Below are 26,468 nucleotides of genomic sequence, written 5' to 3'. Positions count from 1 at the left end.
GGCGAAGCCGTGTGGCAGGCGGCACGTAGATCGGGCTGCGAACGAGGGTACCCGACGCCAGGCAGGGGCGTCGCCCGCGCGCAGCAGAACATGGTCGGGGACAAGACCCGGCTGGTAGCGGAGTTGGTATGGCAGCGATCCTGAATATACGGGCGGTCGTACGTGGACATCGCCTGACGCCGCCAATGGCGGAGGCGTTGATCCGGCTGTTCGACGAACACGTGTCGGCGGTGCACAGCACGACACGTATCAGCACGAAGGCCCTCTCGATCAAGACGCAGGAGCGCCGCACGAGCGCGATCTGCAGGGCGTTCGTGGAGTTGCGCGAAGGCGGCTTCGCGCTGGCGAGCCCGTGGAACCTGCGCAGCAAACACGTGGCCTGGCTGGTGTCGAAGTGGGTCGGGGAGGGCCAGTCCGGTGGCACGATCGAAAACAAGCTGACGTACCTGCGCGCACTGGCGGACTGGATGAGCAAGACCGGCGTCGTGGGTACGCTTGGAGACTACGTGGACCGGCGTGAGCACGGCCTTGTGCGCTCGTATGTCGCTGAGGCGGACAGGTCGTGGGCAGCCAACGGCGTGAACGCGACGGAGAAAATTGAGGCGATCGCGCAGACGTGCCCGCGCGTCGCTGTGCAGCTGAAGCTGCAGGCTGCGTTCGGCCTTCGTCTTGAGGAGAGTTTCATGCTTCAGCCGCTGCGTGCAGTCAGGGACACAGGGTTTCTGGCGGTCACGCGGGGAACGAAGGGAGGGCGGGCACGCAACGTCCCGCTCGAGGCGAAGATGGCGGTGCTCGAAGAGGCCGCGCGCTTCTGCAATCCGGTTACGGGTTCGACCGTACCCGAGGACCGCACGTTGAAGCAGTGGCGTGACTGGTATTACTACGTGATGGACCGGCACGGAATCACGAAGGCCGGACTTGGTGTGACAAGCCACGGTCTACGCCACCAGTATCTGCAGGAGCTGTACGAGAAGGTGACCGGGGTAGCGGCACCGGTCAAGCAGGTGGGGACACGCCCTGATCCCGCACTGCATGCAGAGGCGATGCGCAGGGTGGTCGAGGCGGCCGGACACAGTCGCGCGACAAAGGCAAATGCCTACCTGTCCACGTTCGCCCGGCAGGAGCGGCTCGCGAAACCGGTGGTGACATTGGCGCAGGCCGTGGTCGCGCTCCGGGCTGTGGGCGGCAACAAATCGCACGCGGCGGCCGCGCTCGGAATTTCGCGGCAGGCGCTTTACCGGCTACTTGCGTCTGGATCAGCAGAGCGGTTCGGGAATGGGCGCGAAACAACGAACGATATGGGATAGGCCCGTGACCCCGCAGGATCGAGAATATGACCTGTCTCTCGGTTCTGGCGCCTCTCCAAAAAAGCCAGAACAGGTTTGGACCGGCCCGGGCAGCCGGTCTTTTTTTGGGTATTCCGGGATGTCCGCGGACGCCCCTTGTCGACCCGGAGCAGTCCTTCATCTTTGCCGAAAACGGCCATGTGTACCCCGGAACTCCTTTGAACCCGAGGTCCCCGCGCGGCGGCGTATCGCAGCTTCCGCACACAGCAGGAGACACTGCTATTCCCTGCTGTATCGGGTCAGTAGCATGCTCGCACCTAGCTGTCGATACCGGGTGAACATTGCAAGGCTCCGTGTTTTTGCAGCTAGCTGCAGGCGGATGCGGATCGCGTGAGTTTATGCCAGCACGTCATATTGCCTCGCCCCGAACAACATGGTGCGTTTTTCTGCCCAACCATCTAATCCTTACATCGTCACCGAGTGCTCGTGGCCAGACGAAAGCCCAAGCCGATAAACCCCGTCCCAACGATTCGGTTTAGCCATTTCGCGGCAGCAGTCCGCTTTCGGATTAAACCCGATGCTCTTGCGGTACCGTACACGATGATGCAATCCGTCAGGAATCCAAGCGCGACCAGAGTCGCGCCGAGAATCAGCAGTGCAGTTGTCTTTTGATGACTGTCAGGGTTGACGAACTGCGGAAGGAAAGCGATATAAAACAACAGTACCTTCGGGTTCGTCACGTTGGAAACGATGCCTCTTACGACAAAAGACCCACTTGGGCGAAGAGCCGACGAAACCGCACTTGTCGCGTCGTTTCTACGCACCATTTGCAGGCCGAGATAGACGAGGTAGATCGCCCCAACCCATTTGATTAGGGTGAATGCGGCAGGAGATGCTGCGATCAGCGCGCTGAGGCCAAGCGCACAAGCGAGCGTGTGAACGCTTCCCCCCACGGACACGCCAAGCGCCGACAATATGCCGGCCCGGCGACCATGCGCAATACTTTGCCCGGCGACGTACGCCATGTCGGGACCGGGCGTGACGTTGAGCAGCATGACAGCGCCGACAAAGAGCGGGAAATCGGAAATGCCGAACATGAATCGAAGCTCCCAAAGCGTTTTCATCATGAATTTTAGCCCTGTAACAATCGTGCGAGGTCTACACGCCGTCAGTTCCGCACAAAATTGTGAGCAATCTAGCCCTCGCGTCGATCGTCCGTTCCTGGCCGCCCGTTGCGGGCGCTGCGATTTGCCGACCGCCGCCCTCTATGATGAGCATATTGCACGGTGATCGTAGCGGTCGCCTGCTCCACAGCAGACAATCAATCTGTGTGCCGGTCAGCTCGGCACGATCGTTACGCGCGGCCAGCGCCTTTGATACTGCTTCTGTTGGATTCGCTTTCGGTAAGCTTCGACGCTGACACGTGCCGGGTTTCGCCGGACCACCATAGCAAAAAGATCGTCAAGCCCATACGGTGCGATTACGTCAATCGAGTCGTCTTCGCGTAGCGTTAATCCGACAGATGTCGCGAACTCGGGCCACGATGCGACAGCGTCCTCCAGCGAAGCCAGCGGCGAGACCGGATGACCAAAAGTCGCTTCGAACCACGTGTGCACGGCAGCCTGATTAGTGACCTCCCACGGTGTGTTCGGACGGATACCATTTAATCGGCGCTGAATATTCGCGTCGCACTTGCCTGTGAGGTCGGAGGCGTCGAAGTGTGCGACGTCAATGTCAGACAACGGAGATGCAGTACGGAAATCGTGCAGCGAATCCCACACGAGATCGCGAACAGCCCCAGCACCTATACACCACGAGGGCAGATTGAGACTGCGCACTGCGACGAGCGCGGACCAGAACCATTCCGATTCACGTGCGATGGCCGCAAGGCGTGTCTGCATATTGGTTGTTCGCACGTCAATCCCCGAAAGTGCATCGTCGCCATGCAACCCTCGCGACATTTCCAGAGGATTGTCGACGAAACAGGCGTCGCCGTCGATCGGCGGCTCATGGCCGGCCAGCGTCCGACGGCCGAGCGGAGTGATCGTCGCGGAGACGGCCTCTCATGCAACGGGCATAAAGCGACCCATGCTGCCTTGTCGGCTCCTCGAACGAACGTCGGCTCACCGGTCAATGCGGGACGTTCAAGGCGTACCTTGGCATGCAATAGAATGCGATTCCTGACGTCGTACGTACCGTGTCTCGCCATAATCTATGTCCGATACGCCTACACTGCCCGAGTTGATTACAGCGCTAAGCGAACGCGGAATCGATCTTTCCGGGGCCAATGTTCGAATGGGTAGCTATGGCGACTCGGACCAATCCTCAGCAGTGCTCATTTCCTTGATAGCGTCCAAGGCAAAGCGCGGCACGTGTAGCCTGCTGTGGTCATGGGAACTTGACGGGGAACCCCTGCCGCAGGAAGGGGACATCGAAATTGTTCTGGGCTTTCGCAATCGCCCCGTTCTGCTGCTCCGGACGACGAAAGTCGAGATAGTCCCTTTCGAGAAAGTCTCTAGCGAGTTTGCGGCGGCCGAAGGAGAAGGTGACCTCTCGCTCGAATTCTGGCGCGCGGAGCACTGGAAGTTCTTCAGCAGGGAGTGTCAGCGGATAGGACGACAGGCCGTAGCGTCAATGCCGCTCGTGTGCGAGACGTTCGACCTGATGGTCGATTTGGGTTAGCAATCTCAATTCGACTGCTGCCGGTCTGCAAGCAGTCGTTCCTCGGGCAACTCCCGAGGAACGCTCCTGGCCGCACCTTGCCCCACGGCTTGGCGCGGCGATCAAGCCGGGCGCCCATCTAATGCAAAAGGCATAATCCGACCCATCCCGGTCAGATAACCTTCTCCGAAGCGGTCAGTCAGCTGAATCCAGTTTTTGCAAAGCGGCCTGCGCATGAGCGGCCGTTGGCGACTTCGCCCAATCGGCCAACTGCTGACTTTCGTCAATCTAACAAAGTTGTCATTTGAGCGTCCGGTTCGCTTTGAAAGCAGCCTGATAGGTTACGCGCACAACTCGGTCTTTGCTGACAGTTAGGTTTGCCCGGTTCAACGGCCGATATCGTTGATCTTGCAGACATTGACGCCGCCATCTCCCTGAAGGTTTGCGTCGATGGTCGTCCTTGAACAGCACAAACCTTAGAGCGAATTCCTGATTGTGGTTAATCTGATTACGCCAATAAAATATTGCGGCTATAAAAGTGACAATAGGGGATTATTTTGCAATTCGTTACCAACGGCCCGGACATACCGAATGCGCTCTTGCAGGCACACGAGGAGGGGCGAGTAGTGTTCTTCTGCGGCGCAGGTATTTCCTACCCTGCAGGCCTGCCAGGCTTTAAGGGGCTGGTGGAAGAGATTTACCGGTTGAACGGCACACCGCTCTCGGACATCGAGCGCGAGTCCTTCGACCGGGGGCAGTTTGACGCCACGCTCGACCTGCTGGAGCGACGTCTGCCAGGGCAGCGCTTGGCCGTCCGTCGTGCTCTGGCGCAGGCACTCAAACCTAAGTTGCGCCGTAATGGAGCCACCGATACACAGGCGGCACTGTTGCGACTGGCGCGTAGCCATGAGGGGTCGCTGCGGCTGGTCTCCACCAACTTCGACCGTGTGTTTCATGCGGCGGCCAAACGCACGGGCCAAGTTTTCCAAACGTATGCCGCGCCAATGCTACCTATCCCAAAGAACAGCCGCTGGAACGGGCTGGTCTTCCTGCACGGTCTGCTTTCAGAAAGGGCTGACGATACAGTCCTGAACCGTCTGGTAGTCACCAGTGGGGATTTCGGTCTGGCCTACCTCACGGAGCGCTGGGCCGCCCGCTTCGTGAGCGAGTTATTCCGCAATTACGTCGTCTGTTTCGTGGGTTACAGCATCAACGATCCGGTGTTGCGCTACATGATGGATGCGCTGGCTGCTGACAGGATGCTAGGCGAAGTCACGCCGCAGGCCTGGGCGCTCGGCGATTGCGAGCGTGGGCAAGAGCATCGCAAGACCATCGAGTGGGAAGCCAAGGGCGTCACGCCCATCCTCTACGAAGTCCCCCCCGGTAGCCATGACCATTCAGCGCTCCATAAAACCTTGCACGCTTGGGCGGAAACCTACCGCGATGGGGTACTGGGCAAGGAGCGCATCGTCGTCAGTCACGCCTTGGCGCGGCCATCAGCAAGCACACGGCAAGACGACTTCGTTGGGCGGATGTTGTGGGCCTTGTCGGACAAGTCGGGACTGCCGGCCAAGCGTTTTGCCGACTTCAACCCCGTTCCGTCGCTGGACTGGCTGCTGGAAGCCTTCTCGGACGAACGCTTTCAGTACAGCGACCTCGCCCAGTTTGGCGTACCCCCACGCGACGAGGTGGACGCGAAGTTGCGCTTCAGCCTGATTCGCCGGCCGGCGCCCTACGACCGCGCACCGCCGATGCTGCTGGCCGCCGGTGGTACCACCGACAGCCAGTGGGATGACGTGATGTTTCATCTGGCGCGCTGGTTGGTACGCCACCTGGATGACCCGAAGCTGATCATCTGGATCGCACAACGCGGCGGCCAGTTGCATGACCGCTGGGCGTGGCTGATCGAAGACAAACTGAATGACTTTGCCATCAAGGAGCGCGAAGGCAAAACTGTCGAGCTGGATGAAGTCCGGTTACAGGCGCCAAAGGCCATCCCCAGCCCCCTGATGCGCACGCTGTGGAGCCTGCTGCTCAGCGGGAGGGTGAAATCATCAAGGCGTGACCACGATCTATACCGCTGGAAAAGTCGGCTGAAGCGAGAGGGGCTGACCAGCACGCTGCGCCTGGAATTGCGCGATCTACTCGCGCCCTTGGTGGCATTGAAGCAACCATTTCGTTGGGGAGACGAGGAGGCAAGCACTGCCGAGCCCGCGCGAATCAGGCAATTGGTGGACTGGGAGCTTGTGCTAGCCGCCGATCACGTGCATTCAGCTCGGCGCGATCTTGCCGACGAGCACTGGGCGTCTGCCCTGCCCCAGCTGCTAGAGGACTTCCAGCAGCTGCTGCGTGATGCGCTGGACTTGCTACGCGAGTTGGGCGAAGCGGACGACCACAGCGATCGCTCGCAGTGGGATCTGCCGTCCATCAGTCCGCACTGGCAGAACCGCGGCTTTCGCGACTGGGTCAGCCTGATTGAATTGCTGCGCGATGCGTGGCTGGTGGTTCGCGACATCGACAATGCTCGTGCCGCGCGAATTGCCCAGACATGGTTCGATCTGCCGTATCCTACGTTCAAACGACTGGCCCTTTTTGCTGCCAGCCAGGATGCTTGCATCGCACCCGAACAGTGGGTGGATTGGCTGTTGGCGGATGATGCTTGGTGGCTATGGTCCGCGGATACGGGACGGGAGGTATTCCGGCTGTTGGTTCTGCAAGGGTGTCAGTTGGCAGGTACTGCACAGGAGCGTCTGGAGGCCGCCATCGTAGCTGGCCCACCGCGCGAAATGTACAGAGACGATCTCGAACCAGACCGGTGGAATGACTTGGTGGCGCACTCAGTCTGGCTGCATCTGGCCAAATTGAATGCCTCGGGTCTCACGCAGGGAGTACTCGCAGCGGCGCGTTTGACGGAACTTTCCAATAAATACCCGCAATGGCAGTTGGCCGCCAATGAGCGTGACGAGTTCTCCCACTGGATGAGCGGCACCGGCGATCCGGACTATGAAGAGAGCCGGGATGTCGACATCGCGCCTCGAAAGCGGCGCGAACTCGTTCAATGGCTCACAAAGCCACGGCCCGAACAGCGACCGCTCTATGAGGACACGTGGCGCGACGTTTGTCGCAACCGCTTCTTTCATAGCCTATACGCACTGTGCGATCTGTCACGTGATGGGGTATGGCCGGCCGGACGATGGCGCGAGGCACTGCAAGTCTGGAGCGAGGAAGGAATGGTGCTGCGGTCGTGGCGATACGCAGCACCATTGGTGCAGACCATGCCAGACGCCGTCATCCAGGAAATTGCCCACGCTGTGACGTGGTGGATCGACAACGTTTCGAAATCGATCAATCAGTACGAGGAAATCCTGCTGAACCTGTGTCGCCGCATCCTATGCTTGCCGCTTGAAGCTGGCACCGGGATGACGCTCAATGGTGAGCCGATTGACCGACCTGTTACCGAAGCCATCAATCATCCGGTCGGGCATGTCACACAGGCGCTGCTCAACCTGTGGTTCAAACGGAATCCGAACGACAACGATCAGCTTCCTGCAGCAATTGAGCCCTTCTTCACGGAGCTCTGTGATGTGCAGGTGGATCGATTCCGTCACGGGCGGGTTCTGTTGGGTTCACAATTGATCGCGCTTTTCCGCGTTGATCGAACTTGGACCGAGCAAAAACTGTTGCCGTTGTTCAGTTGGAGCAATCCGGCTGAAGCGAAAGCCGTGTGGGAAGGCTTTTTGTGGTCACCGCGCTTGTACCAGCCCTTGTTGATTGCGTTCAAACTGCACTTCTTGGAGAGCGCCAACCACTACGCCGACTTAGGTGAACACCGCCAGCAGTTCGCAGCCTTTCTGACTTACGCGGCATTGGGGCCGACCGAGGGCTACACCGTCGATGAGTTCCGATCTGCCATTGGAGCCCTGCCTCAAGAAGGGCTCGAGGAATCCGCACAGGCGCTCTCTCAGGCTCTTGAAGGGGCCGGCGATCAACGCGAGGACTATTGGAAGAACCGTGTCCAGCCGTTCTGGCAGTATGTTTGGCCCAAGTCCCGTCACTTTGCCACGCCGCGAATCGCCGAATCATTGACCCGGCTGATCATTGCTGCCCGATCTGAATTTCCGGCTGCTTTGGCTGCGATGCAAGACTGGCTGCAACCAATTGAACATCCACACTACGTCGTGCATCTGCTGCACGAATCGGGTTTATGCTCCAGGTTCCCAGCGGATGCTCTGCATCTGCTGGACACTGTGATTGCCGACCAACAATGGGCCCCTCAGGAGTTAGGGCAATGTTTGGACGTGATCGTGCAAGTTTCGCCACAGCTTGCGCAAGATGTCCGTTACCTGCGGCTCCGAGAGTATTCACGGAGACGAGGGATGGCATAGTGCAGTGAATTACGTTACGCCGTTGTTGTGGTTCTGCAAGTCAATCCAAAGGGCGCTGAGCGTGCATCTTTGATTTCCAGACTTCAAGTGAACGGATGGAAGCCGAGACATTGCGGACCATGGCTGAGCACATGGCAATGGTCGGCTTTGGCCGACCTACTGCCCCTGAGCAGCTACAATGGGTGGCCGGTCCACTCAGATACCCGCCGTTGAACCAACGCTGTCTTGGACGGCTGGAGTGGGGCGGGCGGAGTCCATCCGCGCTTCGAACTCATCGCCGAAAAGCGGCCATTGGTATTTCGCTGCCCCAAAGCGGCCGGTCGTCAGCGCGCACTCCCGACCCATTGCCGCTGTTGCTCATACGGCCCCTATAATGACCGCCTTCGGGAGTAAATCGGCCATTGCACATTGCGGGATAGCGGGAGTCCACGCTGCCACAATTGGCGTGGATTGCTTCAAGGCATTTGGCAGTACGGGCGCGTGCCGAAAGATATCGACACTACGGGGGCCGCAGGTATTCGTGGAATCGGCCGGTAGAGGCTTCTCGCTGCCCAACTTTGCGCGTTAATCATGAAAACAATCGCAGACGTCTTCATCATTGAGAGTTTGGATCCTGACGACGAGGGGAATGGCAGACTTGAGGGTGTGTTTTTGGCCCACATTCTGCGACTTCACGGAAAAGCCCCTCAATACCGGTACGTCCGGACCCGCGATGCTTTAAACGATGCCGTGCTGGAGTTTGCGGAGTCCCACTATCGTTACCTGCACATATCTTCCCATGGGGATTCAGAGGGATTGGTCACCACGAACCAAGAGGAGGTTGATTTCGATGAATTCGCCGAGATGCTCCAACCGCATATGCAAGGGCGGCGACTCTTCCTCTCCGCGTGTTCCACGGTTCACGAAGATCTCGCAAAGGCACTTATTCCACCGAGCGGTTGCTACTCCGTAGTAGGACCAACCGAAAACATCCGCTTCACCGATGCGGCGATTGTCTGGGGGGCGGTGTACCACCTGATGTTCACGGAGGACGCCGAGCGTATGACCCGCAGGACGCTAAAAGAGCAGCTCGCTAAGGTCTGTGATCTCTTCGGAGTCAAGCTCGCATTCTTCTCAAAATCTGAAAAGTTGAAGAGGGGCTACACGCGCGACCTCCTGAGCAGTTGACGTAAGAACGGTCTAAACCGCGGATGTCTTGTCGAGGGAATCCGTGGAGCAGCAATCACCGAGACGGCGGTGAGTACTTCGAAGGCTCCATCTGCCGGTCTCGTCATTATCGGCTGCTCAGGAAAGTAGCCTTGCAAACTCCGCGACGATTGCAGTACCTACGGCGCTACCTGCGGCATTTTCGAGTACGGACCGCATGCTGTGCATGGCCTCTTTGATAACTGCGAAACGCGGCTTTGGTGAGGCCGCTTGGGCACTCACGGTTGTAATGTCGGCTTCGATCTCCGCCCGCTGATCACCGTTCAGTGTGAAATCGTCCAGCGACTGCCGTTAAGATTGCATGAGTTTCGAGACAGCCTCGACGTCAACCTCCTTCACGACCAAAGACTGGGTCGATGCCGTGGTGGCCTGCTGTACCTGGGAGTTCGTCATGCTCTGTATGACAGTCTGGTTCTCCGCATGATATGTGATGTGGACCCCGGCATCTGGAGCGCGCTCTTTTTCCTGTGCCGAGAACGTCAATCCATCGCCAAGTACGCCGGCGTTTTCGAGCTTCAAAGACCAGTCGAGAATTGTGTTTCGGATCGCGTCGGCTATTCCCGCGATGGCTGAGCGTGGAACCACCGTGGCTGGCCGTAGCTTCGGAAATGCCATCGCGTTCATCAATCGCTGCTCTGCCGCCGCTGGGAAGTACATCGCGAAGGTCGAGTTGTCCGAACCTTGTAGCATTTCCTCAATCTGCGCCGCGGGTTGATGCGTTGGTCGTTTGGAAACGGTTTCTGCCTCTTTTGGGTTTTGAAACATCAGGGGTTGCCATCCGTGATATGGATTCCATACGCTAGGGTCGCCGCGCAATAAGCGGTATTCAGGAACGTCGTCGGTGGCTTTATATCCATTCAGTTCGCATTCGGCCCATCGCTGAAATTCTTCGATACCCAGTTTGCGAGAAACGACCAGCGCCATACGTAGCAGTCCGGTAATGCTACCGTTCGGGTTCATTGCCTCGCGCTGCATCTCAAGAACCAACGACGCCATTTTTCCCTCCCCGGTAGTAGTGGTCGACGAATGTTACTCCACAACTTCTCGTACGCACGCAAGCGACACCCGTGGCTACTGATCCAACGACCGAGTTGTGTACGATAGCCGTCGCCTGAAGGCCCAAGGACTCAGCCTATCGACTGACTCCTCATGGCCGACCAGCGCCCGACGACTGAGCGCGAGATCGCCTCGGGCGCAGGTCCCGATGCAATTGGCATAAGTCGACCCAGTGTGGCCGTTCGCCATATACCGCTCAATGGCGGCAATGCAGCGAATATCGGACGCAACATCCCCATGATTTTTGGGGACCGGTGCCCAAACAGAGCGACATCTTCCGGTGCAGCGGCCTTCTGGAATTGCACGATTCGGCTGCAGGTCAAGGTCCACCGACGTTCTCACGAGAATGTGATAACTCATGAAACCGTCACTAACTGCAGCACGCGCTCGACGGGCCGGTATTCGAGGGAAACGACTAGTCGCTCTGGATACCCGTGTGCTCTCGGGAATTCAAGCATGATGTTGAACTTGCTGAGCTGGTGCGTGGGCTCATCGACCCGCTCCATGTTATACGGGTAACCGACACCTACTCGACGAGTGCCTGCGCTGTGCTCCATGTTGCGTCGGCAGCGTCGATTATTTCCCGCAGCTCGGCGTCGGTCAGGTCGGTGTAGTGCGATGCCGTCACAACCGCTTGGCACAAAATGCTGACGGCTACATTCAGCAGGCTGGCAGTTAGCGCATTCGGCGCTTCGGCATGGTAGCGAAGCTCGAAACGGTCAGCATGACGCGCCAACAATGTTGTGAGTTGGTTATGTGCGAACGAGCAAAAGACGCGGTAGGCCACGTATGTAGACAAGATGTTTGCTCTCTTGAATCGCTGGTACACGTCGAGCTTGCCATAGCCCTTTGCTTCCAACTCATCACGCACCGGTTCCGCAACGGCTTTCCATCTGGCCAATGTTTCCTGCGCGTCCGCGTTGCCCTGCATCTCGGGGTCCGCGGCATATTCAGTGAACAACACGACATCGGCACGCGCGTTGTCGTACCTGATCTGGTCGACGAATGCAGGATCGCTTACTAGGTTTAGCAGATTCGCATGTCCCTCCAGCATTGAACGCACCATGACCGGTGCATGAGACGAGAAGCCGCCCTCTATCAAATGCAGGGTCGCCGCAAACTGCTCGGCGATCGTCAGACACAGCGTTGCAGCGACGCGATGTTCGCCACTATCCTGCACGCGCCCACGCAACAGCAGCCCGTCGATTTGTGCCTTTATATCGTGCGCGGCCACAAGCATTGCGGGTATGTTCGGCATTGCGTTCCCCTCTCGCGCGTGGCGGATCCATTCGGCGTCGAATATACGCCGAACTTCGGCATTCGATGAAACTAATCGACGGGCCCTTGGTGGCCGACGAGCGCCCCTTCGCCGATCGCAGTGCACGTCATACTTCCGTTTGTTTGGCCATCTCGAGTGCGTCGTCGACCTCGATCCCGAGAGAAGGCGCACGGTACTCTCGAGCCTCGTGTGTCCCAGTAGTATCTGCACCGCAGGCAGGCTTGGTGCGGCGATACATCAGTGATGCCTTCGTGCGACGCATCGTGTGCGTGCCGTACGCCGAGTCGTCCAGCCCGAACCAGTCTGAACCTCCGCCGTGCGGACGCTGTTCGTGGAGACCCGTTTCTGCCAGTCGACTCGTCGGGTAGCAAGGGCTGATATACACCTGTGCGGTTTTCGTTTGTCAAAACGCAGGAATGGTAGATTTGTCAAACCACATAGGAGACCAGCATGGGGAAGCTTCAGCTTGAGCACTTCGAAATCTCTCACGATGTATGGAATACGGAGTCAGAAGAGACACGCTATGCCGTGCTCCTGCTTGGACACATCTTCAACGAGGTGATGACCCTACAGAAGCTGGCGATAGTCTCTACACCACATCCGGGCGATCCTGAAACGCCGGAGAAAATAGGCCGGGTTTCACGGACACTGTTCATAACCCGCATGCTTAGCGGCAAGCTGCACGAAGCGAAAGAGCGAATCAACAAGCCTGAAATGAACAGTTTCCTGCGCGAACGGTGCTATCCGCACATGCCGAACGGCATGGGTGAAACACTAAAACGCACATTTAACAAGATGGCAGGCGACTGCAAATGGCTATCGGATGCACGAAACTCGCATGCCATGCACTATCCAAGTCTCAACGATTTTCGGCCAGCGATGGAACAGATGAAGACTACGGATAGCAGCTACGTGTTCCTCAGGGACCGCGTTGCGGGGAACTACCTATATCAGACGTCTGCGGAAGTCGCGGTTCAGGCCTATCACATGGAGTCGGACGATGAATGGACCGAGGCCGTACGGAAGATGACGAACACCGTTAATGAGCTTTCGACTGCGCTCGTGGAATTCATCGTTGAGAATTTGAATGCTTATCTCGGAAGTCTGTACGCGAAGCACAAGGACACACAAGCGAAAATAGAAAGCGCCGAGCCGTTCGACGCTCCGCCAATACGCGGATTCCATCTGCCTTACTTCTACACGACAGATGCCCCACCCGCTTAATCATCGTCGGTAGGTAGAACGGTAGCCTTGACTACCACAGAGAACGCTGTGATCTCACCCCAATCGGGAAACTGGTCGCCCTGCTGCAACCACATGTGGCGGGCAGCATTGTGCATATCCAGCAAAAACCGATGGTAGCGTGTGAAGAAGTCGGAAAGATTCAACGTATAGCGTTGGTGCTTGGCGTGACCGTTTGTCGTGTTGCGAGCCGTACGAAACGCCTTCGCGAACTCAATCAGCACCGGGAAGGGTTCGAAAGGGCGTGCGCCGAAGGCATGTTGGTTGTATGCCTGCCGCCTCACTCGTATGGCTCGATCAGCATGAGAAGCAATCAGTCGGTCGGCTTCATCGTTCTTCGGCTGAAATGACGTGTCGTGAAAGTCTCGCTGCGCACATGCGATGTTGAACTCGTACAGATGATGGATGAACCGGGCGTAAGCGTTATACGCCGCGTAGGACAAGCGCCTATCATCACCCGTCGCCATCATCTGCTCACGCAAGCGTGCGAACTCGTGCAAGGCATCATCGCAACGAAGATACTCGTGACTGATCGTCGCGCACAAGGCGCGGTCTGTATCATCTCCCGCCGTGAACTTCATTGTTCGACTCCTGTCGAGTCGAACGGTGCTCGATAGCTAGGATGCCCCGGAGTGGATTCACCTCTCACGCTCTCCCAAAAGAACCGGGCATAGGTTTCGTAGACGCCTTGCGTATCGTTCATATCGAGTGCCGTAGCGTGAACGGCATGAAGCAAGCATTCCACGATAGTGCGGGTGTCTCGATAGAAAGCCTCGATTTCGTCGTCCCTTGCGTCTTTGCCCTTCACACGTTGGGGTGCGAGTTGGTTGTGAGCCAGCATCGTGTTTCTGAGCACATGTAGATGCTGCATGACGTGCGAGGCTTCGCCCTTCTTCCAGTACTTGTCGAACAGATCGCTCGCTTTCTTGATGTAATCGGTACAGGAACCGGCAATATGCTCGGCCAGTATCTTGTCGAACGCATTCGACCCCGTGCGGTCCTTTGTGCGCTTCTCAATCAGCGCATCGAGAACAGCGGGGATGCGCAACGCTTCGAAGGTACGCCGGAGACTCAAAGATTTTTGCTGATCGTCCCAGACTCGCAGCAGGGCCAAAAGCATTTCACGCCGTAGAGCCTGCCGAATCACTACGAAGGTTCCCGCCGCGAACGAATTCCCCATGCGCATGTGCAGTTCTTCGTCGTATGCCATGGGTCGCCACGACTCATGAAAAGCAATCGCCCTGCTAGCCTCATCCATGGCGACGTTAACTTGCGCTTCTATCTCGGCAATGACCTTGGCGGAATCCATTTCGGTGTCTGGTCGTGGGACTGATGCAATCATAAGCCATGCGGAAACGAGCACCGAACCCCTGACACTCTTGTCATCCCGCTGTTCGGTGCAATTAAAATCTAACCGATCAAACCTACGGGCCGATATGGACACGCTAAAAATCGTCGGATGGCTGATTGGCTCACTCGGTGGGAGAGCCGTTGTCGTCGGTGAGGTAGGACTCGAACCTACGACCCTCTGATCCAAAAATCACGCGCGCTACTGCCTGATGGGCGGTTGATCGCTCATTAGCAGTCGTTCGCCGACAATGCGTGAGGGACCGCTCCTGGCCGGGTTGGAGCAGTGCCGTTCGAAACATGCTCGCCGGAAACCGGCCATTGAGCGAGGGCGACCGAGATATCGACCAGCCGAACTGGACGACGACCTCGACCGGCCGCTGCTGGCCGACCGTCGCCTCATGATATTCGCGTAGCGGGGCGGCACCTGTGACAGCAAGAGTCACCATGAGCGCCCGCTCGCTCAAGGGGGCGGTGATTCACCAGAGTGGAACTCGGCCAGTAACAACAAACACAACGAATAATGAGCGCTCTCGCAAGGAATGCAAAAAATCCCTAGCCGCAGAGATTCCGTCGTCGACGTCGTTTCCCTCGTAGAACCAATTTTCGTGCGTAGGCTCAAGACTTCGTCCGTCAGACGATGCGCGGTAAACGTCCCCGCCAAGGACCAGCCATTTTTGGCCTGCAAACAGGTCCAACGCTTGCCCTGCTTCCGAGAGATCTAACGCGGCTTCCTTTAGACCCATATCTTCAAGCGACCGACCGCTGCGAGCGTAAAGTTCGAGAATCTTGGAGACGGTCATTGGCACCCTTGTGGCACTGTCTGTCGAAAAACCGGATGGATTGACAAGTCGGCGATCGGCGAAAGACGCTGGATTGTCAGCAATCGGAGGGCGATCGTCAAATGACCGCTCTTGGCCGACCAGCGCCCCACGACCGGGCGCCGCGATCGCTTCGGGCGCGGATATCATGCAAAAGGCATAACACGACCGATTCTGTTGAAAAACCCGCCCACGAAGCGAGATGTTGGCTATCCTGGAAGACATCAATCGACGGGAGTGCATCGTCATGATGGGTCAACAGGCTGGTGGTCAGGATAGGCTCTTTTATTCGTTCAACCTCGACAATCATGTTCCGCGTGACCACCTGCTTCGTGGGATCGATCACCTGTTCGACGCTGACGACCTGCGTCGTCACCTTTCGCCGTTCTACAGCCAGACGGGCCGACCGTCGATCCCTCCGGAGTTAATGGTTCGGATGCTGATCGTGGGCTACTGTTTCGGCATTCGCTCCGAGCGCAGACTGTGCGAAGAAGTTCATCTGAATCTGGCTTATCGCTGGTTTTGTCGCTTGGGACTGGAGGATGCAGTTCCGGAGCACTCGACCTTCTCGAAGAACAGACATGGCCGGTTTCGTGACAGCGATACCCTGCGTCACGTGTTCGAATCGGTCCTGAGCCGATGCATGACGGAGGGACTGGTCGGCGGTGAAGGCTTCGCCGTCGATGCGAGCGTCGTCAAGGCCGACGCCAATCGTGCACGTGGTATCCCGGGTGCCGAGGTTGCCAACTGGAATCCTGGTGAGCGTCCGAGCCGCGCAGTATGTGAATACCTGGCGGCTCTGGACAAGAGCGCTATGACCACGGCCGATGAAGTGAAGCAGGCAGAACCTGCCACGCTCCCAAAGAACATCTCATTGACCGATCCCGCGGCCCGATGGACGGCAGCCCCTGGCGGTCCGGCTTTCTACGCTTACTCGACCAACTATCTGATCGACCTACGCGCGGGAATCATCCTTGATGTCGAGGCCACACCCGCGTTTCGATCGCAGGAGGTTGAGTCGACAAAGACAATGGTCGACCGGGTCGAGCAACGTTTCCATCTCAAGCCCCATCGATTGGTCGGTGATACCGCTTATGGCACCGGAGCGATGCTTGCCTGGATTGTCCAGGAGAAAGGGATTGAGCCACACGTCCCCGTGTGGCAACGAATAGCACATGCCGAGGGCGTATTCCCCAACAGCGATTTCGCCTGGGACGAACAGGCTAACGAGTATCGCTGCCCTGGTGGACATGCCCTGCGTAGCGACTGGCGACCACTCAAAAATCCCCGCACGCATATAACGAAAGCCGGCACTGTTATCTATCGTTCAAGCCAGCGCGACTGTGCCGGTTGCGCAATGAAAGAGCAGTGCTGTCCGGACACGCCGATGCGCAAGGTGACGCGCAGTGTTCACGAGGCCTCGCGTGACCATGCCAGGGCTATAGCAACAACACCGGAATACAAACGCTCACGTCGCGAACGCAAGAAGGTCGAAATGCTCTTCGCTCACCTGAAGCGAATCCTCAAGCTTGATCGACTTCGACTGCGAGGATTAAGCGGTGCACACGATGAGTTTCTGATGGCGGCAACAGCACAAAATCTACGACGTATGGCAAAGCGGTTAATGCTGGTCAGCAAGGAAGAGGGAATCAGCCCCGCTTGAGGGGTTTCGGGCCCGCGATCTTGTGCACCGGCCCAGTCGCACGCGGGACAATCAGGCCCGCCGACCGAGAAAGAAGACGGGCGTGCCGACTTCGAAAGCGGGTTTTTCAACAGAATCGACCCAAAGCGGCCGGTCACCGCGAAGATCTGACTGCCTGCAGGCGGTCGTTCCTGATCCTCCGCCACTAACGACTGCTCGCGCTGCAAAGCAGGCGTTGCAAGCCGCGCTAGATTAGCAACTTTACGTCGCACCAGCTTATAGTTTCCACCGAGAAGAGCACGGCCCGAACTACCTCGCACAGCGATACCGGCAACGAGGTGGCAGTTCACATATCGCTTGACGGTCTTCAAGCCGACTTCTCGTAGCTGACGAATGTTTCAATGGACACGCACTTAGGGGTAATCAGTGGGTAAATCTGCCAGCGCGAAGGGCTCGAACGTGTTTCCACCCGTTGGTGGTTGGCAGCGGCGGCGAATCCTCGGGAAAGGCGGGAATGGGCAGGTTTACCTCGTCGAGAAGGGTGGCCAGCAGGGCGCGATGAAAGTGCTGACCCAACATGACCAGCAGGCGAGAGTCAATCGTTTTCGCGATGAAGTCCAAGCGCTGCGTACATGTGCTGATGTTGTCGGCGTTCTGCCAGTCCTTGACGCAGCGTTGGACGCAGCGCAGGGATCACGACCCTGGTTCGTGATGGGCTTGGCGCAGCCCATCGAAGATGCGCTTGGTAAGCAGCCCTCTCTGCGCACAGTTGTAGAGGCGGTTGCCGCGCTTGCAGGCACTCTGAGCAATCTGCACCGCCGGGGCGTCTCGCACCGCGACATCAAGCCCGACAACCTGTTTCGCTACAACTCCGTATGGGCGGTGGGCGACTTCGGGCTCGTAAGCTTCGAAGGCAAGCGCCATCACACAGCGAAGGGAGAGCGAATCGGCCCTATTTACTACATCGCTCCTGAGATGCTGAATGATGCAGAGAATGCCGACGGCAAGCCGGCCGACGTGTTCTCCTTGGCGAAGACTCTGTGGGTGCTCGCTACGGGGCAAAAATTTCCACTGCCGGGCACATACGACCCTGCGTTTCCCGTGTTCCGAATCGGTTCTTACATTGCCGAAGAACGAACAGCCCCGCTCGATCGACTCATCGCAAGTGCCACGGCAATTGAACCCGCGGCCCGTCCGCCGATGGCGCTTTTCGCTTCGGAATTGTCCGCATGGCTGGCGCCGACCATAGCGACTTCGACAGGATTGACTTTGGATACGAGCGCTTTCGCAGTCGAACTAGACCGACGTCTTATCGACGCGAACGCGAGTCGTGAACTAGAAGGTCGCGCGGCAGCGGCGACCAGAGAATTCGGCCTAAGGCTGCGAGAATATCTTCGTCCACTCGCGGAAGAGATGAGGCGCGCGCTAAGCGAAAAGTCATTCGAGCCCGTCTCTTTGAGGATCGATGACTTTGAATGGGGCTTTGAGGTAGTTGGGGCAATTCCAGACTCGACCGGACAGGCAGCTCGGATTGTGACGAGGGTGACGCTGCGGCGGGACGGCGCACCGATGGCGAAAGTGCGGTGTGGCATCACGTTAGAGGGGCCAGCCCGCGCGCGTTTTGGCGGGCTACTCTGGGACAAGCACACTTCGTTTTTTGGTGGGGGCAGCCGGGAGCAAAGCGACATCGCTGAATTGTGCGAAGACATTCGGAGGCATTTCCCGATCGCGGTTAAGACTGCACTTGCTGTAGTGTTCGGTCGCCCAGAAACGCGGGAACAAGCGTCTGGAATGCCAGTCGTAGTAGACGTGCGCGACCAGAACAACCTTCCAGTGGCAAACGCCGTCGTCATGCTCATTGATCAAGACGGTGTCTTTCACCGATCGGTTCCTTCGTCTTCAGGATTGGCAGCGTTTGAACCTCGCTTTGCCGGCGGTCACATAGTCTTCGTCTCGCATCCAGACTTCGCCGGAGCGTTTGGTGCGGTCACCAGCGACCCTTTTCGAATCGACTTGGTAGCGGAGGTCGGCGTGGGATCAATTATCGCCACCGACGGCTGGACCGCAATCCCCGGTCTCATGGGTAACATCAATCTGATTAATGATGCCCAAGGTAGGACCTACGTGTACGGAGAGAACGTCTCGATCAACGATGGTGCCGGGCAGCCTGTGAATGTTGAACTTGGACAGTGGACCAAGTTGAAGGGCTCTGACGGCATGGATATGCTGATTAAGCCGAAAGCAGTGCAGGGTCCATGCTTCCTTCTCGATGTCAAACGCCCTGTCGCTAAATAGGAGAGCAACGCGGCTTAGCGGCATCAAGCAAAGCCTTCAGTGATGGAGCAAAGATGCGCCTCTCAAACGCGCGACTTCGACTTTGCAGCGGTTACGGCCGCTAGCCGCGCCGGTTGCAGGACGGACAGCCGATTTCACGGCCGCAAAGCCGACGTTCGCGAACGACCGGAAGTGGCCGATCGCCGCCCGACACCCGAACGCCGACGTTGTTCCGCCGCGTTCCTGCGGAGAAGCGGGATGAACGCTTTGTTCGCGTTGCTCCCTACCAGCGGTCCCGGTCGGGCAGCGAATCGACTCCGACCGCGATCCGGTCCTCGAAGAGCAGCTCGTCGTCGTCCGACGGTGAGTAGATGCGCGGGAACTCGGCGTAGCGCTCACCCTCCATTTCAACCCATTTGGCGAGCTGCACGAGTTTGCGGTATCGGGCGGCATCCATGAGGACGGGCGCGATGGGCCAGCCGTCGAAGGTCACGATCGTGGCATCGATCAGGCGACGCGCGATCATCGCGAAAACGGGGCCCATCTCCTCCCAGTTCTCCTTTGTGCGTGATAGCAGGTCGAGGACGGCCGGAATGTCGGCCGCACCGATCTCGCGTTCAACGAGCCGCTGCAGGTCTGTCTTGTCGGTCTCGGGTCGGTTAAGCCGGCGGTTCCATATTTCAGCGACGCGGTCCTTCGCGGCGCGCTCGTCGGGTTCAATGGGCTCCCACGGTGTCTGCATGCCACACTCGGCGCAGTAAACGCACACCAGATGCTCCGTCGGCGGAGCTTCGGGAGGCCGTGGCACGCGGTCCCCAATGCGGGGGGGGCCAGCGAGCCGTCCCCACTCGGTATAGTCGAATTTGGGGTCGGGCAGGAAGGAGGTAAGGCGTTGGGAGCGGCCGAGGGTGGGGCGGCCGCCGCAGTGGTCGCAGGGGATGAGCTGCTCGTACATGGCGATTGGCTTGAATGGTTGCCCGCCATTATCCACACTGTGTTTCAAAACCGAAAGGTGGGCGTCAACTCCCGGCTCGCGCCATTCAAACTGGATATGGAAGCAACCGGAGAAAGCGAGGGCATCCCGGTCTGAGCGTGTGGGGCTCGTCACCGAACATTATGTCGTCCATCGTTACGCCGGCGCTTCGCGTGGACCGAGTATTTTGCCCCTGGTGCCCGTCATGCGGTTCGCATCCGACCCCTGGTCGCGAATCGAGGTGCTACGTGGCCCATTCGTATAACGCAGCTTCGCAGACAGTGGACGGGACCGGCGTGAGCGCTTTATGGCCTCCCGCGTGCCGGCCAAAGTCAGGTGTTCCGTTGGGCTGCTGGCAGTCGTACCTCTTCGAGCCGCTCCCGGTCGGTGTTCCACTCCACAACCGGCACACCACTGACCTCGCGAAGCATCTGCTTTTCCAGCTTGCGGTGCTCGTAACTGGCCATCCCGTTCATTCCGTAGACCTCGATGTGTGTCGCCGGCGTTGTATCGAGCAACACGAAGTCGGGCAGCATCGTGTCGCCATCGGACAGGCGCATCGGCTTGTCGAAGATCCGGCGCTCCGCGACCGGACGGTTGGCCATCGCGACCTCATGCATGGAATCGCAGGGCAGGAACGCAGCTGAGCAGAGCATCGCGGCGAGATCGACGACGCGAAGATGTCCTTTGGGCGTGCGCTCGATGAGTATGAGCGCGACGCCGCGCGCGCTTGCCTCTCCAATGGCGCGCCACGCGTGCCCATACTTCTTCGCAGCAGCGGCGATGAGTGTCGGGGTAGTGAAATAGCGCTGCCTGCGCTGCCGCAGCGTGATCGATTTGCCGTACAGGGTGTCCGTGACCTCACCGATTTCCCCGAGGATCAACGCGCGTCGCGAAACCTTTCCGTCGTTGTGTATCCCGTTGAGGAAAACATCGAACTCGGCGTTGATTGCATCGCGCTCGCTCTCCTCGTAGCGGCGCATGACATGCAGCGAATCCTGCGCACGCGCGCCGTTAATCAGGACGTTTTCACCGAGGCCGCCGAGCAGCATTGCGTTGACGGCACCCCAGCCGCGTGCCATTGAGGAACCGCGCCATGCGTTCAGCCGGCCGGTAGCCCACAGAGCCTGCAGAAATGCGAGAAGCGAAGCTGTCCGACGGGACAAGCCGCCAGGGCTTCCGGTCGCACGTGGGCCGGGGGATGAGGTCGCCTCGCGTTGGACGAGGGAGGCGTCGAGGCGGACGTTCAGGCCGTTGGGGCCTTCGAGGATGGCAGCGCGACCGTCATTGCCGGCAGTGCCGCTGGCACCGTGCGTCTTGCGAAAGTCACAGCCGTCGGTATGGTGCGGTCCGTCATCGGGCCACCCGGCGAGATGTTAGAGCGAGCCGTACCTGCGGATCACGAGTTTGCGCGGTGAATCCGGGCGGCAGTGGCAAAGTGCGTGGCCCGGGTTGATCTTTGCCCGTTCGAGACGTCGGGCGAAGCGCGCCGGGTTCTCCTGGATGTCGGACAGTGCGAGCGTGCTGCCGTCGAAGGATACGTTGGGCACTGGCGATTCTCCTTGCGAACGCGGGTCAGACGAGAACCACGATTGAATCCGCCCGGCCGCGCCAGAAGGTACCGTCGTCGGTATCGAGGACGGTCACCATGCCGCGCGAGAGCTCGTGTTCGATCACGACGCCCGCCCGGCTTTCGCGGGAGCGGCCGGGATAGCGAACGCGGCGCAGGCGCAGCGATACGGAACCATCGTGGTGGTCGGTCGCGAAGTCCATCCCGTTATCATCGCGCGGCTCCCGGCACGCCGACGCGCGAAAGAGGTGGGATTTGACAGCGTTTGCGGGATGGAGTCAGCCGGAAAGCTCAACAGAAAGCGCAGCTTTTCGGGAAAAGCCGTTCAGGCGCCTGAACGAAAGGGGCTCGCAGGGGCGGCTGCATGCCGGCCACGCCGAACGTCCGGAAAGAACGGAGCGCAAACGCCGGGATGGCGGCAATGAATGTGATTGAGCCTGCCCAGGCCTGGGGTCTTGTCAGGTCCAGCACGTATATCGCCGCAGAGCGCGGGCGTGATTGCCCACGCGCGATCATTCTCGAACGCGCCGCAGGCCCCGAACCGCCCGAAAGCCCGCCGATATTGGCTCCATAGGCTGACGTCGCCGCGTATCGGAGATACTTCTCCACAGCTTTGCCAACAGAAACTGTGGATAACGCCGTGTCGGCTGCTAGCGAAAGCCCGCGCATGTTCGCACTCTTTGAAGGTCTCTGTCAGAGGTATGCGGGCTTAACATGCCCTCATCACCAGCGTCATCGACGCATCGACATGGGCCGGCTTTGCCGGAACTTCCTTTCTTTCCCTGTGGGGCATCGCGCCCGCAGGGGCAATGCCCCTCTTTTGTTATGGAGTGGCATGAGCAAGAAGAGCGCGCAGCGCAAACATGATCTGACGGCCGACGGGCACCAGCGAAACCTGGTCGCGCTGTTCCAGGAGTTTTCGTACGGCCACCGCCTCGACATGGTATTCCGCGATTTCGTTGAGCTGGCCGCGCTCGCGATCAGCAATAGCGTGGACCGGACACAGTTCGAGACCCGCGAGAAGCGCTATCTCGAGACCATCGGGAAGTACAGTCGTGAAGAGGTCGCGAGGTTCCCCAGGATGCTGGCCGAACTCACACTGTCGTTCGAGAGGCGCGTCGAAACGATGCTCGCTGCGAGTACCGTGGGCACACGCGGCGGTGGACTGGCGGACGTGCTAGGCGAGACCTACATGATGCTCGGGCTTGGCAACGACCGGAGTGGACAGTTCTTTACGCCCTACCATGTCTCGCATCTCATGGCGTCAATCGTGACAGGCGCAAGTGTTGAGGTCGCACGGTCGCGAGGTTTCACACGCGTACATGAGCCAGCGTGCGGCGCCGGCGGCATGGTGATCGCAACGGCCGAAGCGTTCCATGACGCAGGCCTCAACTACCAGAAGGCGATGCACGCAACGTGTATCGACATCGACCCGTGCTGTGTTCACATGACGTACCTGCAACTTTCCCTGTTGCACATTCCGGCGATCGTTGTGCACGGCAACGCACTTTCGATGGAGGTGTGGGGACACTGGTTCACCCCCGCCCATGTGCTTGGTGGGTGGAGCCGCCGCCTGCGAACGCGTCGCGCTGAGGATGCCATGCGCGAGATGATCGGTAGCGCACCGGACACCGCAGCTGACGATACCGCATTCGCTGCGGAGCCGGCCACTGTGCCGGTGATGTCGACGGATGAACCGCCCGTAGAACACGCAACGGAAGTCGCGCTGGTCGAGCCGCTACAGGTGGACACGGCCAGACTGGCGGACCTGTTCGACGAAGCGGTGCAGCCGCAGTCGGGCCCGCAACCGTTTCTCGAACTCGTCGACCAGTTGACCCTGTTCTGAACAATGGTCCGGACCTGTTCCGGGCCATCTCCCGAAAGCTGCCTCGCATCAGCGATCTTTTCGCAACCGGGTGCAGCATTCGCGCGGTATCGTCTCTTTACCTACTGCGCCTCGTGCGCATCGACCCTGGCCCTCGCGGCCGCATTCTTCCACCCATCGGGAATCCACTTCCCGTTGGGACGCGGGTTCCCTTTCAGGAGACCCCGCAATGCAACAGCAACCCACCATGCGACTCGGCGACATCAAGCTGGGCCGCAACCCCCGTCGCTACTTCGATCCGGCGAAGATGGCCGAGATGGTCGAATCCGTCCGCCTGCAGGGAATCTTGCAGCCGGTTGTCGTGCGTCCGCTCGATGACGGCTCGCGAGAACTCGTCTGCGGCGGCCGTCGCTACCGTGCTGCGATGGAGGCCTGCGGGCCCGACTATCCCATGCCCATCGTTCTCAGGGAACTGGATGACTTTCAGGCGCGCACAGTCGCGCTCATCGAAAACATCCAGCGCGACGACATGGCACCGTCGGAAGAGGCCGTGGGCGCTGCGGAACTTGTCGGCATCTGCAAGGGCGACCGGGACGAAGCGGCCCTGCAGCTCGGCTGGACCCGTCAGAAGCTTGACTCACGCCTCGCCCTCATGAACTGCAGCGCCTCCGTGCTGGATGCGCTCGATACGCGCACCATCAAGCTCGGCCACGCCGAGCTGTTCGCCGCCTTCACGAAGGACCAGCAGGAGAAGCTTCTGCCTGTGGTCGTGAAGGAAAGCCGTACGGTCGCGGATCTGAAGAAAACGCTCGAGCAGGTTTCATGTTCGTTGCCTGCCGCGATCTTCGACAAGGCCGATTGCGCCGCGTGCCCGCACAACTCTGCTGCCCAGGCCGAGATGTTCGGCGAGTCGATCGGCACAGGGAGCTGTACCAACCGCGCCTGCTATAACGCGAAGACGGAGAAGCAGCTCGACGCGATCGCGGCAGGCCTGCGTGACGAGTACCAGACCGTGCGCATCGTTCGCCCTGGCGACAACCACACGCGCATCCAGCTCGTGGCTGACGGTCCCAAGGGCGTCGGTGCCGAACAGGCGAAAGCCTGCTACGGGTGCCAGAACTTCGGCGCGGCGGTGAGCGGTCTGCCGGATTCAATGGGCAACGTCTACAAGGGCCAGTGCTTCGACACGGTTTGCAACATGAAGAAGGTTGCCGCGCGTATCAAGAGCGAGAAGGCGCCAGCGACGGATGCGGCGAAAGCTGCGACTGCACCAGGCGCTTCGAAGGCGGCGGGTGCGGCGAATGACGCCAAGTCATCGACGGCAGCCAGTCCCGAGCCGACAGTGGTGGCCGAGTCCGACCGCGTCAAGACGTATCGCGTCGCGCTCTGGCGCAAGGCGTTGCGTCGCGAGGTCAGCTCGGACGTGGCGCTCGCTCGCCAGTATCTGATCGCGGTCGTTGCGACCGGTCAGGCGCGAAGCATCGCAGCTGAACCGCTCAACACGATCTGGGAGCGTCTCATCGACGACAAGCCAGGTGTGTCTGACTTCCCAAAGGCCGCGTCGGCTGCCGGACAGCTGCACTCCGACGTGCAGGTCAAGTTGCTCGTTGCGCTCACGATGTCGGCCATCCAGGGCGTCGACGTCGAGTATCTCGTGAAGATGTGCCGTCACCACAAGCTCGATCTCGCAAAGCACTGGAAGCTCGACAAGGAGTTTCTGGAACTGGTCACGAAATCCGAGATGAAGGTGGTGGCCGACGAACTCGGCCTTCGCGCCGCGATGGGCGACAACTTCAAAAAGGTGTTCGCGAAATCGAAGTCGGAGGTTATCGATGCCCTGCTCTCGGTCGAAGGCTTCGACTACGCGGGCAAGGTGCCGAAGGTCCTGAAATACTGATGCTGGCCGTGGCGGTTGCCACGGTTCCCTTTTCTTCACGCCGCCTTTGCGCGGCGTTTTTTCATTCCCGTGAGGTTTCATATGTTCCAGCAACTCGAAGCGTTCGTGCGCGAGACCGGCAAGGTCACGCTCACGCTGAAGATGGCGGGTGACCAGATGGCAGTGGTCATGGTGCCGGGCAGCGACTCGAAGGAGGCCGCGATGCGGCAGCCACTGGTGCTGACAGCGAGCCCGGCCGAGCTGGATGAAGGCTTCGCTGACGCGCTGCGGACGTTCGAAGGCGCACACCGCTCACTCGCGGAGCAGGTGAGCGCCACGACGGAAATCCTGCAGGCGGCAGAGAAGTCGCAGGCGGGCAAGGCGCACAAGGCGTTGTCGAAAGGCTCGAAGCCGGCATTGCCAGCGCCCGCATCCAAGGCCGACGACAACGACGAAGGCGATGACGATGTGGCTGACGAGGGTGAGGGCAATGGCCAGCCCGCGGCCGCCGCGCAGGCGACGACATCGACGGTGTCCGATGCCGGCCAGACTGACCTTCTCAGCCTGTTGTGAGGGAGGCGTCATGACGATCAGCATCGCCACAATCCTTCGCGAGTTCACCTACAACGGCATGCGGTTCGTTGACCCTGGCCCGGCGTTCACGCCGGATCAGGTCCGCGATCTGTACTCGGCGCAGTACCCGGAGCTGACGACCGCGACGGTTGATGGCCCCGAGTTCTCGGGTGAAGTTGCCAGCTACAAATTTGTCCGCGCGGCGGGTGCCAAGGGCTCCCATGCGTAAGGACACACTGCTCAGGGCGCTCGCCGATCCGGCGGGCAGCTTCTTCAACTCACAGGAACCGCCCGAGAGGGCGGTTTTTTTACATGACGACGAGGTTCGCACATGCTGCTCGATCCTTCATGCGTTGATCGACCAGTCGATGCGGCTGCCGGCGGGGCATGGCAATCGCCACGCGCTGCCGCTGCCCGACATCGACCTCCCGATTCTGTTCTGACGTTGCCCG

The 26,468-nt window shown here is 59.4% G+C and carries 21 protein-coding genes and 2 pseudogenes; 12 read left to right on the top strand and 11 right to left on the bottom strand.

Going from position 1 to position 26,468, the window contains the following annotated elements; all coding sequences use genetic code 11:
• Positions 1–128 precede the first annotated feature (128 nt).
• Entirely contained in the window at positions 129–1,307 is a 1,179-nt protein-coding gene (locus PXJ20_RS26885) for a helix-turn-helix domain-containing protein (protein WP_421032778.1), read from the top strand.
• Positions 1,308–1,759: 452 nt separating this feature from the next.
• Here the strand turns inward: PXJ20_RS26885 and PXJ20_RS26880 are convergent, their stop codons facing one another.
• Entirely contained in the window at positions 1,760–2,383 is a 624-nt protein-coding gene (locus PXJ20_RS26880) for a LysE family translocator (RefSeq protein ID WP_421032963.1), read from the bottom strand.
• 240 nt (positions 2,384–2,623) lie between these two features.
• Positions 2,624–3,187: a nucleotidyltransferase family protein gene (locus PXJ20_RS26875; protein ID WP_421032777.1), complete on the bottom strand. Its 564-nt coding sequence runs from the start codon at positions 3,185–3,187 to the stop codon at positions 2,624–2,626.
• Positions 3,188–3,500: 313 nt separating this feature from the next.
• Here PXJ20_RS26875 and PXJ20_RS26870 point away from each other — a divergent pair, with 313 nt between their 5' ends.
• From PXJ20_RS26870 to PXJ20_RS26860, 3 genes are all read left to right on the top strand, one after another.
• On the top strand, positions 3,501–3,968 hold the full coding sequence (locus PXJ20_RS26870; RefSeq protein ID WP_421032776.1) for an ASCH domain-containing protein: 468 nt from the start codon (positions 3,501–3,503) through the stop codon (positions 3,966–3,968).
• A gap of 536 nt (positions 3,969–4,504) precedes the next feature.
• A complete protein-coding gene (gene dsr1 / locus PXJ20_RS26865) occupies positions 4,505–8,332 on the top strand; it encodes an anti-phage defense-associated sirtuin Dsr1 (protein ID WP_421032775.1) in 3,828 nt (1,275 codons plus the stop codon).
• A gap of 570 nt (positions 8,333–8,902) precedes the next feature.
• Positions 8,903–9,499: a hypothetical protein gene (locus PXJ20_RS26860; RefSeq protein ID WP_421032774.1), complete on the top strand. Its 597-nt coding sequence runs from the start codon at positions 8,903–8,905 to the stop codon at positions 9,497–9,499.
• Positions 9,500–9,829: 330 nt separating this feature from the next.
• On the opposite strand, the gene PXJ20_RS26855 is transcribed toward PXJ20_RS26860, so the two are convergent.
• The 3 genes and pseudogenes from PXJ20_RS26855 to PXJ20_RS26845 form a co-directional block, all read right to left on the bottom strand.
• On the bottom strand, positions 9,830–10,534 hold the full coding sequence (locus tag PXJ20_RS26855) for a hypothetical protein (RefSeq protein ID WP_421032773.1): 705 nt from the start codon (positions 10,532–10,534) through the stop codon (positions 9,830–9,832).
• 586 nt (positions 10,535–11,120) lie between these two features.
• Positions 11,121–11,852: a DUF5677 domain-containing protein gene (locus PXJ20_RS26850; protein WP_421032772.1), complete on the bottom strand. Its 732-nt coding sequence runs from the start codon at positions 11,850–11,852 to the stop codon at positions 11,121–11,123.
• A 127-nt stretch (positions 11,853–11,979) separates the two neighbouring features.
• A pseudogene (locus PXJ20_RS26845) lies at positions 11,980–12,168 on the bottom strand (integrase); the annotation flags it as partial.
• A 155-nt stretch (positions 12,169–12,323) separates the two neighbouring features.
• On the opposite strand from PXJ20_RS26845, the gene PXJ20_RS26840 reads away from it, so the two are divergent.
• A complete protein-coding gene (locus PXJ20_RS26840) occupies positions 12,324–13,097 on the top strand; it encodes a hypothetical protein (RefSeq protein ID WP_421032771.1) in 774 nt (257 codons plus the stop codon).
• Here PXJ20_RS26840 and PXJ20_RS26835 read toward each other — a convergent pair.
• The gene (locus tag PXJ20_RS26835; protein ID WP_011493942.1) at positions 13,094–13,696 is read right to left on the bottom strand and encodes a hypothetical protein; all 603 of its coding nucleotides are present in this window, start codon (positions 13,694–13,696) and stop codon (positions 13,094–13,096) included. The two genes, PXJ20_RS26840 and PXJ20_RS26835, sit on opposite strands and share 4 nt — an antisense overlap.
• Positions 13,693–14,424 (bottom strand): hypothetical protein, encoded by a 732-nt coding sequence (locus PXJ20_RS26830; RefSeq protein ID WP_421032770.1) that lies wholly within the window; start codon positions 14,422–14,424, stop codon positions 13,693–13,695. The genes PXJ20_RS26835 and PXJ20_RS26830 overlap by 4 nt, the downstream gene beginning before the upstream one ends.
• A 1,106-nt stretch (positions 14,425–15,530) precedes the next feature.
• Here PXJ20_RS26830 and PXJ20_RS26825 point away from each other — a divergent pair.
• Complete coding sequence (locus PXJ20_RS26825) at positions 15,531–16,946, top strand: transposase (RefSeq protein ID WP_421032962.1); 1,416 nt, start codon at positions 15,531–15,533, stop codon at positions 16,944–16,946.
• Positions 16,947–17,351: 405 nt separating this feature from the next.
• Positions 17,352–19,220: a protein kinase domain-containing protein gene (locus tag PXJ20_RS26820; RefSeq protein ID WP_421032769.1), complete on the top strand. Its 1,869-nt coding sequence runs from the start codon at positions 17,352–17,354 to the stop codon at positions 19,218–19,220.
• 262 nt (positions 19,221–19,482) lie between these two features.
• Here PXJ20_RS26820 and PXJ20_RS26815 read toward each other — a convergent pair whose 3' ends face one another.
• The 4 genes and pseudogenes from PXJ20_RS26815 to PXJ20_RS26800 all read right to left on the bottom strand — a co-directional run bounded on the left by PXJ20_RS26815 (position 19,483) and on the right by PXJ20_RS26800 (position 21,945).
• Positions 19,483–20,154 (bottom strand): Lar family restriction alleviation protein, encoded by a 672-nt coding sequence (locus tag PXJ20_RS26815; protein ID WP_421032768.1) that lies wholly within the window; start codon positions 20,152–20,154, stop codon positions 19,483–19,485.
• Positions 20,155–20,504: 350 nt separating this feature from the next.
• Positions 20,505–21,533: pseudogene (locus PXJ20_RS26810) on the bottom strand (DUF1173 family protein); the annotation flags it as partial.
• A 15-nt stretch (positions 21,534–21,548) separates the two neighbouring features.
• Positions 21,549–21,722: a hypothetical protein gene (locus tag PXJ20_RS26805; protein WP_421032767.1), complete on the bottom strand. Its 174-nt coding sequence runs from the start codon at positions 21,720–21,722 to the stop codon at positions 21,549–21,551.
• Positions 21,723–21,747: 25 nt separating this feature from the next.
• Positions 21,748–21,945 (bottom strand): hypothetical protein, encoded by a 198-nt coding sequence (locus tag PXJ20_RS26800; RefSeq protein ID WP_421032766.1) that lies wholly within the window; start codon positions 21,943–21,945, stop codon positions 21,748–21,750.
• 464 nt (positions 21,946–22,409) lie between these two features.
• Between PXJ20_RS26800 and PXJ20_RS26795 the strand changes: the two genes are divergently transcribed.
• The 5 genes from PXJ20_RS26795 (at position 22,410) to PXJ20_RS26775 (ending at position 26,459) form a co-directional block, all read left to right on the top strand.
• Positions 22,410–23,588: an N-6 DNA methylase gene (locus tag PXJ20_RS26795; RefSeq protein WP_421032765.1), complete on the top strand. Its 1,179-nt coding sequence runs from the start codon at positions 22,410–22,412 to the stop codon at positions 23,586–23,588.
• A 208-nt stretch (positions 23,589–23,796) separates the two neighbouring features.
• The gene (locus tag PXJ20_RS26790) at positions 23,797–25,464 is read left to right on the top strand and encodes a PRTRC system ParB family protein (protein ID WP_421032764.1); all 1,668 of its coding nucleotides are present in this window, start codon (positions 23,797–23,799) and stop codon (positions 25,462–25,464) included.
• An 81-nt stretch (positions 25,465–25,545) separates the two neighbouring features.
• Positions 25,546–26,016 carry a PRTRC system protein E gene (locus PXJ20_RS26785; RefSeq protein ID WP_126879578.1) on the top strand — a complete coding sequence of 157 codons (471 nt, stop codon included), beginning with the start codon at positions 25,546–25,548 and terminating at the stop codon, positions 26,014–26,016.
• A gap of 10 nt (positions 26,017–26,026) precedes the next feature.
• Complete coding sequence (locus PXJ20_RS26780; RefSeq protein WP_042303797.1) at positions 26,027–26,245, top strand: PRTRC system protein C; 219 nt, start codon at positions 26,027–26,029, stop codon at positions 26,243–26,245.
• Complete coding sequence (locus PXJ20_RS26775) at positions 26,238–26,459, top strand: hypothetical protein (protein WP_421057448.1); 222 nt, start codon at positions 26,238–26,240, stop codon at positions 26,457–26,459. The genes PXJ20_RS26780 and PXJ20_RS26775 overlap by 8 nt, the downstream gene beginning before the upstream one ends.
• The last annotated feature ends 9 nt before the right edge of the window (positions 26,460–26,468 follow it).

The organism is Paraburkholderia sp. A1RI_3L, from assembly GCF_048957895.1.
In the GTDB taxonomy this organism is placed as follows: Bacteria; Pseudomonadota; Gammaproteobacteria; order Burkholderiales; family Burkholderiaceae; genus Paraburkholderia; species Paraburkholderia kururiensis.
The sequence above is the reverse complement of the archived record's forward strand: the minus strand, read 5'-3'. Positions and strand labels throughout refer to the sequence as shown.

What these genes read in the sequence shown, in the direction of transcription:
- PXJ20_RS26885 (WP_421032778.1), top strand. Translation starts at nt 129, where the DNA reads ATGGCAGCGATCCTGAATATACGGGCGGTCGTACGTGGACATCGCCTG.
- PXJ20_RS26880 (WP_421032963.1), bottom strand. Translation starts at nt 2,383, where the DNA reads ATGTTCGGCATTTCCGATTTCCCGCTCTTTGTCGGCGCTGTCATGCTG.
- PXJ20_RS26875 (WP_421032777.1), bottom strand. Translation starts at nt 3,187, where the DNA reads ATGCAGACACGCCTTGCGGCCATCGCACGTGAATCGGAATGGTTCTGG.
- PXJ20_RS26870 (WP_421032776.1), top strand. Translation starts at nt 3,501, where the DNA reads ATGTCCGATACGCCTACACTGCCCGAGTTGATTACAGCGCTAAGCGAA.
- PXJ20_RS26860 (WP_421032774.1), top strand. Translation starts at nt 8,903, where the DNA reads ATGAAAACAATCGCAGACGTCTTCATCATTGAGAGTTTGGATCCTGAC.
- PXJ20_RS26855 (WP_421032773.1), bottom strand. Translation starts at nt 10,534, where the DNA reads ATGGCGTCGTTGGTTCTTGAGATGCAGCGCGAGGCAATGAACCCGAAC.
- PXJ20_RS26850 (WP_421032772.1), bottom strand. Translation starts at nt 11,852, where the DNA reads ATGCCGAACATACCCGCAATGCTTGTGGCCGCGCACGATATAAAGGCA.
- PXJ20_RS26840 (WP_421032771.1), top strand. Translation starts at nt 12,324, where the DNA reads ATGGGGAAGCTTCAGCTTGAGCACTTCGAAATCTCTCACGATGTATGG.
- PXJ20_RS26835 (WP_011493942.1), bottom strand. Translation starts at nt 13,696, where the DNA reads ATGAAGTTCACGGCGGGAGATGATACAGACCGCGCCTTGTGCGCGACG.
- PXJ20_RS26830 (WP_421032770.1), bottom strand. Translation starts at nt 14,424, where the DNA reads ATGGATTCCGCCAAGGTCATTGCCGAGATAGAAGCGCAAGTTAACGTC.
- PXJ20_RS26825 (WP_421032962.1), top strand. Translation starts at nt 15,531, where the DNA reads ATGATGGGTCAACAGGCTGGTGGTCAGGATAGGCTCTTTTATTCGTTC.
- PXJ20_RS26815 (WP_421032768.1), bottom strand. Translation starts at nt 20,154, where the DNA reads ATGTACGAGCAGCTCATCCCCTGCGACCACTGCGGCGGCCGCCCCACC.
- PXJ20_RS26800 (WP_421032766.1), bottom strand. Translation starts at nt 21,945, where the DNA reads ATGGACTTCGCGACCGACCACCACGATGGTTCCGTATCGCTGCGCCTG.
- PXJ20_RS26795 (WP_421032765.1), top strand. Translation starts at nt 22,410, where the DNA reads ATGTTCGCACTCTTTGAAGGTCTCTGTCAGAGGTATGCGGGCTTAACA.
- PXJ20_RS26790 (WP_421032764.1), top strand. Translation starts at nt 23,797, where the DNA reads ATGCAACAGCAACCCACCATGCGACTCGGCGACATCAAGCTGGGCCGC.
- PXJ20_RS26785 (WP_126879578.1), top strand. Translation starts at nt 25,546, where the DNA reads ATGTTCCAGCAACTCGAAGCGTTCGTGCGCGAGACCGGCAAGGTCACG.
- PXJ20_RS26780 (WP_042303797.1), top strand. Translation starts at nt 26,027, where the DNA reads ATGACGATCAGCATCGCCACAATCCTTCGCGAGTTCACCTACAACGGC.
- PXJ20_RS26775 (WP_421057448.1), top strand. Translation starts at nt 26,238, where the DNA reads ATGCGTAAGGACACACTGCTCAGGGCGCTCGCCGATCCGGCGGGCAGC.